The sequence below is a fragment of the Noviherbaspirillum album genome (genome assembly GCF_035916955.1).
Lineage (GTDB): Bacteria > Pseudomonadota > Gammaproteobacteria > Burkholderiales > Burkholderiaceae_D > Noviherbaspirillum > Noviherbaspirillum album.
Map to the genome: position 1 here is coordinate 1 of NZ_JAWIIV010000078.1, position 9,297 is coordinate 9,297.

Annotated in this window: 9 protein-coding genes and 1 pseudogene; 4 read left to right on the forward strand and 6 right to left on the reverse strand. The window is 54.3% G+C overall.

Features of this window, described 5'->3' with window-relative positions; genetic code table 11:
• The coding region (locus RY831_RS32245) for a site-specific integrase (RefSeq protein WP_326510388.1) at nucleotides 1–657 on the forward strand (657 nt) is incomplete at its 5' end.
• 178 nt (nucleotides 658–835) lie between these two features.
• Nucleotides 836–1,587 (forward strand): annotated as a pseudogene (locus tag RY831_RS32250) (DNA/RNA non-specific endonuclease); the annotation flags it as partial.
• Between the two features lie 87 nt (nucleotides 1,588–1,674).
• On the opposite strand, the gene RY831_RS32255 reads toward RY831_RS32250, so the two are convergent.
• From RY831_RS32255 to RY831_RS32280, 6 genes are read right to left on the reverse strand one after another with little or no spacing between them, the layout of a single operon-like run.
• A complete protein-coding gene (locus tag RY831_RS32255; RefSeq protein ID WP_326510389.1) occupies nucleotides 1,675–2,883 on the reverse strand; it encodes an MFS transporter in 1,209 nt (402 codons plus the stop codon).
• Nucleotides 2,880–3,506, reverse strand: a complete 627-nt coding sequence (locus RY831_RS32260; RefSeq protein ID WP_326510390.1) for a 3-keto-alpha-glucoside-1,2-lyase-like domain-containing protein — start codon at nucleotides 3,504–3,506, stop codon at nucleotides 2,880–2,882. The genes RY831_RS32255 and RY831_RS32260 overlap by 4 nt, the downstream gene beginning before the upstream one ends.
• 48 nt (nucleotides 3,507–3,554) lie before the next feature.
• The gene (locus tag RY831_RS32265) at nucleotides 3,555–3,992 is read right to left on the reverse strand and encodes a chromate resistance protein ChrB domain-containing protein (RefSeq protein WP_326510396.1); all 438 of its coding nucleotides are present in this window, start codon (nucleotides 3,990–3,992) and stop codon (nucleotides 3,555–3,557) included.
• An 11-nt stretch (nucleotides 3,993–4,003) separates the two neighbouring features.
• Entirely contained in the window at nucleotides 4,004–4,327 is a 324-nt protein-coding gene (gene chrE / locus RY831_RS32270) for a rhodanese family chromate resistance protein ChrE (RefSeq protein ID WP_326510391.1), read from the reverse strand.
• A gap of 14 nt (nucleotides 4,328–4,341) precedes the next feature.
• Nucleotides 4,342–5,514: a chromate transporter gene (locus RY831_RS32275; protein ID WP_326510392.1), complete on the reverse strand. Its 1,173-nt coding sequence runs from the start codon at nucleotides 5,512–5,514 to the stop codon at nucleotides 4,342–4,344.
• Complete coding sequence (locus tag RY831_RS32280) at nucleotides 5,511–6,473, reverse strand: chromate resistance protein ChrB domain-containing protein (RefSeq protein WP_326510393.1); 963 nt, start codon at nucleotides 6,471–6,473, stop codon at nucleotides 5,511–5,513. The genes RY831_RS32275 and RY831_RS32280 overlap by 4 nt, the downstream gene beginning before the upstream one ends.
• A gap of 518 nt (nucleotides 6,474–6,991) precedes the next feature.
• Here RY831_RS32280 and RY831_RS32285 point away from each other — a divergent pair.
• Together RY831_RS32285 and RY831_RS32290 are read left to right on the forward strand one after the other, a co-directional pair.
• Nucleotides 6,992–8,047, forward strand: a complete 1,056-nt coding sequence (locus tag RY831_RS32285; protein ID WP_326510394.1) for a DMT family transporter — start codon at nucleotides 6,992–6,994, stop codon at nucleotides 8,045–8,047.
• A gap of 584 nt (nucleotides 8,048–8,631) precedes the next feature.
• Nucleotides 8,632–9,273: a TolC family protein gene (locus RY831_RS32290; RefSeq protein ID WP_326510395.1), complete on the forward strand. Its 642-nt coding sequence runs from the start codon at nucleotides 8,632–8,634 to the stop codon at nucleotides 9,271–9,273.
• The last annotated feature ends 24 nt before the right edge of the window (nucleotides 9,274–9,297 follow it).

Sequence of the window (9,297 nt, forward strand, 5' to 3'; positions counted from 1 at the left end):
AAGCCTTTGCAGTTGGACCAGTTAAATCAGGTTAGTCAGTGGCTCGATGCCGCCATTGCGAAATCGCAGGAGGAAGGCAACCGTCGCCTGGAACTACGCCATCGGCGGGACAAGGCGCTCTTGCTGCTCGGCTTCTGGCGTGGATTCCGGGGCGACGAATTAACTCGCCTGCGTATCGAGCATGTCCAGGCGGTGGCGGGGGAAGGCATGACTTGCTATTTCCCCCAGACCAAGGGCGACCGCACCTACCAGGGGACCACCTTCAAGGCACCCGCATTGTCCAGTCTGTGCCCGGTGGAGGCTTATCTGGATTGGATCAGCGCCTCACAGCTCAAGGATGGGCCGGTTTTCCGGGCCATTGACCGCTGGGGCCATGTGAGCAAGGAACCGCTATGCATTGATAGCCTGATTCCCGTGCTGAGAAGCATGCTTACCAATGCTGGGATCGCCTCTGCTGAACTGTACAGTGGGCATTCGCTGCGTCGCGGGTTCGCCACCTGGGCATCGTCGAACGGCTGGGACATGAAAACCCTGATGGAATACGTCGGCTGGCGTGACGTGCAGTCAGCAATGCGCTATGTCGATGCCGCCGATCCCTTTGCCAATTATCGACTCCAATCTAAACTGACCGAGGACGACATCACCCAAAAGGAATAACGAATTCTGAATAATTTGACAAGGTCGGGCCGCTTGCTTTGTAAGCGAATCATAGCTCCGATCCGCCTGTCACCTTTTGCACCAGGCAGTAAAATCGCGAAATGAAAAAAGCACTTTTCGCGTTGTCCCTCGTAGCCTGCTTCTCCGCATACGCCAAGCAACCAACGTTCCTTGACGAGCTGTCGCGCCTGCTCCACATACCGGAGTCAAAGCTCCGGCAGATGCGTCCAGAGGCACCAACCAGCCAACCGAATTTCGAGCTTGTTCACAGTTTTTTGCCAATGGCGTGTCGCCGACCGTCCCCAATGTTCAACAACTCAAGCCGCGGGAGCTGTGTTATGAAGCGTTCGCCGTGCTTCACTCTGGCTCATCAAAGACGCCCGTCTTTGTAGCAGAGAGGCTGAGCCGAGCGCAACTCGAGAACGATAAGTCAGGTAAGCGCAGTGATAAGTTCTTCGCTGATGCCAGGTTACCTCGGGCCGAACGCGCGGAGCTCGATGATTACAAGCACAGCGGCTACTCGCGCGGTCACCTCGCACCAGCTGGCAATATGCCGACTCCACAAGCAATGGCACAAAGCTTCTCCTTGGCCAACATGGTGCCTCAGGCGCCGGAGAACAATCAGAAACCGTGGAATGGCATTGAGCAGGCGACTCGTAAATACGCCTTGCGCGCAAATGGAGACGTGTACGTCATCACCGGCCCGATCTTTGAAGGCACGCCCAAAACTATTGGGGACAATCGAGTATGGGTGCCCAAATACCTGGACAAGCTGGTCTATGACGCAACTACGGGGCGTGCTTGGGCGCACTGGATTGAAAACAATGACGAGGCGCGTGCAGGCAAGCCAATCGCTACGCTAAGCTGGTCCGAAGGACGGGCATTGAGTTTTTACCGAAAGCGAAGATCACCGGTCCGGCCGACGAGTGAATCGTGTGCCTATGAACGAGCAGGTGCGTTACCGGGCTAACAACACCTGACATTCAAAGGGTTTTGAAGGAAGAATCGGCCGCCAACCTAACGTACAGCTCCTTCTTCCTCAGGGGGTGGCACCTTTCTGCACATTGCCAATAGCATCAAATCGTACGTAATCTTCAAGCCGCCAGCGACCACCAACGGCCAGCCGAAGGCAGAGGCGCTCAACATATAGCCGGCTAGCATGGGACTGATGGCCGACGCCAGACTCCGAGGTACTGCAGTAACGCTGGCTGCGGCGGCGCGTTCTTCTGGTGGCACGACAGCCATGACATAGGAGCTCCGTGTCGGGACATCCATCTGCGAAAGCGCGCTTCGTGCCAGGAGCAAGACTATTGCCCATCCAAGAGTCGGCATGAAGGGAACCAGCACCAGAAAGATGTTGGCTGGCAGGTGCGTGAAGACCATGGTGTTCACCAATCCGATGCGGTTGGCAATTCGGACTGCAACCAGGTAAGAGAAAGCCGACAGCACGCCGGTCCAGAAGAAAATCGTTCCCGTCACGATGGTGGACAGCTCGAACTTTTGATACAGCCACAGGGCGACGAGCGATTGGACCACAAAGCCACCCCCGAACGAGTCAAGACTGAATAATGCGGCCAGCGTAAAGACGATTTTTCGTGATTTACGCAGAGGGGCCGCAGCTACCTGCTCACTGGTGTCTGTATGTCTAGGGATACGGCGGTAGATAACCGCACACACCAAGCCTATCAGTCCATACAAGACAAACAGCGCTTGCATCACCAAATGCCTGTCGACTTCAAGCTTGGTTACCGCATAGTCTGGAACGGCTGCGAATAGTGCACCTGCAGCGGCGAGCAACGACCCAATCAGGCTATAGCGTGCAAATACTGCTGTTCGCTGGTTGTCGGGGACGGTACGGGAGAGCAATGCGTGTTCAAGCGGCAGGAAAACGCTAACATCCCCGCTTGACGGATTGAGTGTCCCAACTGCCGCCACGAACAGTAAGGGCCAAAAGTCGCTGATTGTGGCAAAGCCGACTCCAGTCGCTGCCATGAGAGCGGCCGCCGCTAGTAATAAAGTGTGGGACTGAAACCGCCAGGCATGCAGACCGACAATCAGCGTGAGGATGCCGGAACCGAGCAGCGTCGCCGTCGCGATGACACCGACTTCAAATGGCCCCATCCCAAGTGAAATGAGATAAATCGGCAGCAGAAGGCTGATGTATCCATCAGCAAACGCTCGTAGTCCTCGTACCCAGAGTATTCGCGTCAGGAGCGGATTGGTCATTGCTTGGCAAGGCCGTCATACGCAAAGTCGTCGAACAATGTGACGCTGTCAGCCTTGGTCCACACCCCGACTCTTCCGGCGTCCGGAATATGACTGTCGCTGGTTTCGATGTACGTCTTCCCGTTGAGCGAGACTTGAATGGACTTGCCTTTATATGTCACTTCCAATGTATGCCAGGAGTTCGGGTCAACTGGCGCGTTGACGTACTTTATTGTTTTCCTTGTGCCGTTCTGCATGTAGTATAGGGAGACATTTCCTTCCAGTGCATTGGCACGGGCAATATAGTATGTTCCGCTGTTTTTCCAACGCCAGACAAGTCCGCCGGCCTGGTCCTCTTTCCCCGCGATCGGTTTGAACTTTACTTTCACAGTGCCGTCGAGGGCTGATATTCCTGACCGTACACACCATGCATAGGTGGCAGGGTCTTCGTGCTTGAGTACGTTGGGCAGGCTGGGAGCGCTTGCATCTGGTTCTACTGACCAACGCTGACTTCCCTTACCTGTGACACCACAAGTCCAGCTGGTTGGCGGCTGACCGGCCGCCTCTGCGTCGAAATTGAATGTTTCCGCTGCTGTGTTAAATGCGCATGCAGACAAGCTTGCAGCTACAAGATACGTTTTCACTTACCGCTCCTTCGAAGACAATCACTTGTCTTCAAGTTATTTTGGCGGCTACTGTTGCGCTTCGCCCTGACACTGCTGGCACCACGCATAGAGCGCGTCATACATCACCATTCCATGCTTGAGCATTTCATGGTCGTCTTTGAAAGTCGCTGAAAGGCCCAGCGATATTGCATATAACCCTGCGGATTGAGGTGTTAGGTCTAGCTTCGACGTGTCGGCGCCGCGGACTATTTCGGCTAGCTGCTGAAGCGCTGGGTCACTCAGTTCGTACTTCTTCAGGAACGCGTCAAAGCTGCAGAACTCGCCAACATGGGTCATATCGACTCCAGGGATGTCGTACGGTATTGCTCCTGTGTCTTGGGCCACCGTCAGCACGTCTTTGCCGGGTACGTACAAAAACTGCGGCTCCTTGTCGATGAATCGGCTGATGAGCCAAGGGCAAGCAATACGGTCAATCTTTGGACGTTCCCGAGTTATCCATTTCATCATCGCCTCCTTTATGGTTTGGCTTCGACAGGTTTTCCTTCTTCAGCCCAATGTTCAAATCCGCCTTCCAGATAACGTGCCTTGAAGCCGGCTTGGACAAGTGCATCTGCACATCCTTGACTGACCTGATGCCCGTGCACGCAATACACGACTACTTCACGTTGTTCATCCAGCGTGGATTGCCACGTATTGACTTCCTCCGGATTGCGCCAAACCGCACCCGCAATAACGCTGCTGCTGGCGTCAAATACTGGTTTTCGTCTGACATCGACAATATGTACCGGGCTTTTCTTTGCCAGGTCGAGCAAGTCGTCTGCATTGATTGGAGTTGCCATGTTGGTCCGTTCCTTTACGCGCGAAGAAGTGGATAAAGAATCAGTCCAATGATTGCCGCTGCAACAATGATGACCGGCTCCTGCAGCTTCTTGAACTTCCAAAGCAAAGCCACAGTAACGAGCGCAATGACTGCTGTCGGGATGTCGATGATGGAGCGCTTGGCAATGACGATGACAGAGCCCGCGATAGCGCCGATTGCTGCTGCAGTGATACCGTCAACGAAGGCAATCACGCCGGGCAGCTTCCCGTACTTCTTGAAGTATGGAGCCGGAATGACAGTGAAGAGGTAGCAGGGAATGAAGGTCGCGAGCGCCGCCACTGTAGCCCCTGGCAGTCCTGCAATTAGGTAGCCAATGAAACCAACCGTGATGACCACCGGGCCAGGCGTAATCATTGCCACTGCTACCGCGTCGACGAATTGCTTTTCAGTGAGCCACTGATGTTCGGTCACTGTTCCGCCATAGAGAAACGGCACGATAGCGAGCCCCGAACCGAAGACAAACGCACCGGCTTTGGCAAAGAAGAAGCCGATTTGAGTCAGGAGCGACACGTCCATCGAGCCGAACAGGCTTCCAGCAATCGGCGCCTGCGTCAAAGCTGCAGCATTCAGATTTCCTTTGCTAAGCCACTTTGGCGGTGCGCGGAGCAGCCATACCAATACACCCGCGGCGATGAACAACCAGGCAATTTCGGATTCGGTAATGACGGTTACTACTGCGAGCAGAAGGTATATGGCCCACAGCAGCTTATCCTTGCCAACACTCTTTTCGGTGAGTTTCTTCGCGCTCATGGCAATGATGCCGATGACAGCCGCCCCGACGCCATAAAAAACAGCCTGCATCCAAGGTATGCCGCCAAAGCGAACATATGCCCAACCCAGAGCAACCACCATCAGGAATGAGGGGATGACGAATGCGATGCCAGCCAATGTGGCCCCAAGAATACGGTAGTGGACGTAGCCGAGGTAGATGCCCAGCTGTGCAGCCAGCGGTCCTGGAGCCAACTGAGAGAGGGCCAGTCCCTCCTTGTAATCAGCCTCGGTAATCCACTTCCGGTCCTCGACGAGGTCACGGTGCATGTAGCCGACCAGTGCGACTGGACCGCCAAAGCCCAGCGTGCCCAAACGCAGCATATACAAGACCATTTGCCAAAGGGTATAGGTAGGTTTTTCCAGCGGCGCGTTCATGACGTACGTTCTTTGTTGTAGTGGGTATAGAGGGAGTCGAGCACGGTGCCAATCTCCGCAAGGAGAGCATCGTCGTTGTTAAGCCGGGCTCGCGCCCCAGTCAGAATGGCTTCGAAACCTGCTGCTTCCGGCGGGATAAGACCCCCAACGTCAAGCGCATGAACAAGAGCAGCAAGCTTTTCCATGCCAAGCGTCATTTCGATATTGAAGCTGGCGAGCAGCACCTCAAAAGTGACCTTATCGTCGACATGCGTGAACGCCGCCTCATCGAAATCAAATCCGAGAGCATCAGGGGGGCACAGTGCTGGGCTGTCCAGCCAAAGAAACTTGGCATCGGAGTCGATGAACCGTCGAATCAGCCATGCGCTGGCAACCCGGTCGACCCATAGATTGCGGCGCGTAGCCCATGTACGGCCTTGGTAATCTGTACGCGAAAGCTGCGGAATTGGTCGCTCCTGCGCTTGTGGCTCACCGGGCGACAAGAATGCATTCGCAGCTTCTTCGAAATCCGCCCAAGCGGCCTCCGCATCAAGCGAAGCCTGATTTGGGAAGAAGTCGATGCGTAGAATTGCGTCTCGCTCTTTACGAAATCGTTTGAGGGTTTTAGTAATTTCTGCCGGGGTTTGGGAAGGAAGTGCCTTACGGGCCAAGGTCAGACCGGCATGCATTTCAGCGTACTCAGACGACCGGTCAAAAAGGGCTTCGAATGCCTTCCTATCGTCTACGGACCGTGGCATTACGTCGACCACCCATGCCTGTCCACCGTCCCTATTCGTTTGCGCAGCCAAATCAGTCAAAGCGTCTACGTGACCTTGCCGCTCAATAAGAAGGTAGGCACCATCGCGTAATGCGACACAGCCAAGTCCCTTGATGCCGCGCCAAAGGCGCATTCGGGCTGTCGCACCTGCAGTAGGCAATGATGCGATGAGCAAAAACCATTTTGGTTGGGACGTATGCATGTAGATTATTCTACAGTATGTAATTACATTCACAGGATAATTCGGGCTGGGTATCCGTTACCGGTAAGAATTACCGACGTGCGAATCCATTTTCGCCCCTTCCCAAACCATATTTTGCGAACGCAGCAAAAGCCGGCACATATTTCCTAAGTAGCGCATGCACGCTCGGATTGTTCAATTGTGCGACGCGGCATAGAAACTGCTACCAACTACTGGACTTATCTTTGTGGAGGTCGTATGTATAGTGATATGAACGAATGGAAGATTTTGGAACAACTGCCTATGTATCCAGTTCTTATGGAAGAATTGCCCTATGGGTTGATTGCGGATGAAGTCTGACTGGGAACGCAATAGATATAGTTAGTTGAAACGTTGCTCTAGCCCACCACAATGGTGGGCTATTCGTTTCGGACGAAACCAATCTTGTATCAAGAGTTCTCTAATACTTATCCACTCTTCTACATGAGAGCTTTTTCATTGTTTGCAACGGCTAGCGTAGGAGTCGTTGGAGGAGGAGCATGCATAGCGGCGTCTTTTACGCGCTGATGGCGGCAGTTCTGTTTGGCGCCAGTACGCCATTTGCGAAGACACTGGTGGGCCAGATTGCGCCTGTCACCTTGGCCGGTTTGCTGTATCTGGGCAGCGGTCTTGGTTTGCTGGCTTGGTTTGTCCTCAGAAAAATAGGAACTCGGAACAATCAGCTATCCGACGTCGCTCCGTTGACCAAGCCAGATTTGCCATGGCTGGCCGGCGCCATCGTCGCAGGCGGCATTGCTGGGCCTTTACTGCTGATGATAGGCCTGACTCTCACGCCGGCATCCTCGGCTTCGCTCTTGCTCAACATGGAAGGTGTACTTACCGCGCTATTGGCTTGGTTCGTGTTCAAGGAGAATTTCGACCAGCGGATTTTTGCCGGCATGGTGCTGATTGTGGTGGCTGGGATTCTTCTTTCCTGGAATGAGCGTCCGGCGCTTGGGGTTCCTTGGGGCGCCATTGCTATCGTCGGAGCATGTCTATGTTGGGCGATTGATAACAACCTAACCAGGAAAGTTTCTGCGAGCGATGCCGTACAAACCGCCGGCATCAAAGGTTTGGTCGCCGGTTCGGTCAATCTAGGGCTCGCCCTTGCTCTGGGATACGAGTTGCCAGAAGCAAAGACGGCGTTCACAGCGGGCGTAGTAGGGCTAAGCGGCTATGGTTTGAGCCTTGTTATGTTTGTGCTGGCACTCCGTCACTTGGGCACAGCTAGGACCGGTGCGTACTTTTCAGCCGCGCCTTTTGTTGGGGCGGCGCTTTCTCTCATCATGCTCGGTGAAACGCCTGGGTTGGTCTTCTGGATTGCCGCGGTCCTCATGGGAGCAGGTATCTGGCTGCATTTAACCGAATCGCATGAGCACGACCATACGCATGAAACGATGGACCATACTCACGCACACCGGCACGATGAACATCACCAGCATCAGCATGACTTTGCTTGGGATGGAACCGAACCTCACGTCCATCCTCACCTGCATGGCGTATTGAGACATTCGCACAAGCACTATCCAGACATCCATCATCGCCATGACCACTAGTGCGTAATGTTTATTGCCGTTTTAATACAACGCCTATCGCCGCATAACACTCACCAAAATAAAGTTTCATGTTGGTATAATCAATCCACATTTTTTTTCGAATCAGACTTCCGTGCGCCGCATCGTTTGCATTTTCCTGCTAATACTCCTGCCCCTGCATAGTCTTGCTATGCAGAGTGGCTGGCTGTCGGCTGAAAATCAGTTCGACGTTGCCCACGAAGTTGAGCATCTGGAACGTACAAGCCATCACCATGGCGATGATGGGACAGTGCATTACGATGACTCTGGCGAATCAGCCAAGCATTTTTCGGAACACTCCGCCTCTCAGCCCGCAATGGGCTTGCCCGGGATTTTTCTATCACCGGTCATGTTGGAGCCCTTGAGTACCGCGCCTCACTGCGTAGCTCAGTACATTCCAGACCCCATACTTAAACGGCCACAACGACCGCCTGCCTCCCTCGGCTGACATGCCGAGGGTACTTCTGCACATTCCTTGACCATTTCTGCGTCTTTCTGCGCGGCATAACGCCCGTGGAGTGCAATTGCCTTCGGCCAGTTTTTCCTGGACACCGAATGGAGATGGCATGCGTGCTCGTTTTTCGATTTACCGTAGTTGTATCTTGTCGGCCATGGTGCTTGCTGCGCCCATGGCATTTTCACAGGCCGGTGCTTCCGGCCTAAAAGCAGCATTGGATGCTGCGTGGCAGCGTTCACCGCAGGCGCGTACCTTGGAAGCCAAGCGTGATGAGGCGCTTGCTGGCCGCGAGGCTGCGCAATCATGGATAGCCGGTTCGCCTACTGTTGGCTTGGCACAGCGTAGCGACCGCTGGACCGACCAGAATGGTGTTCGTGAGACCGAAGTGTCGGTCGCCGCACCCATCTGGCTGCCGGGTCAGAAGGCTGCCCGTCACTCGTTTGCGCAGAGCAGTTCTGACGACGTTGAAGCTCAGATTGCCAATACTCGTCTGGCATTGGCTGGGGAGGTGCGAGAACGTTTTTGGGCAGTTGCCGCCGCACGTGAAGCGTTGTCTGAAGCTGAAGACCACCAACACCACCTGGAAGCCATCGCCGATGAAGTCTTGCGTCGTGTGAAAGCTGGTGATTTGGCGCGGACGGATGGCATGCTTGCTCAGCAAGAGGTTTTGGCAGCCCAAGGGGCAGTCACAACAGCTAAGGAATCTCTGCAAAAGTCGTCCGTTTTATTGTGTCATGCGTTAAGCATGTAGGCTTGAAACGGAAGAGGGAAATCT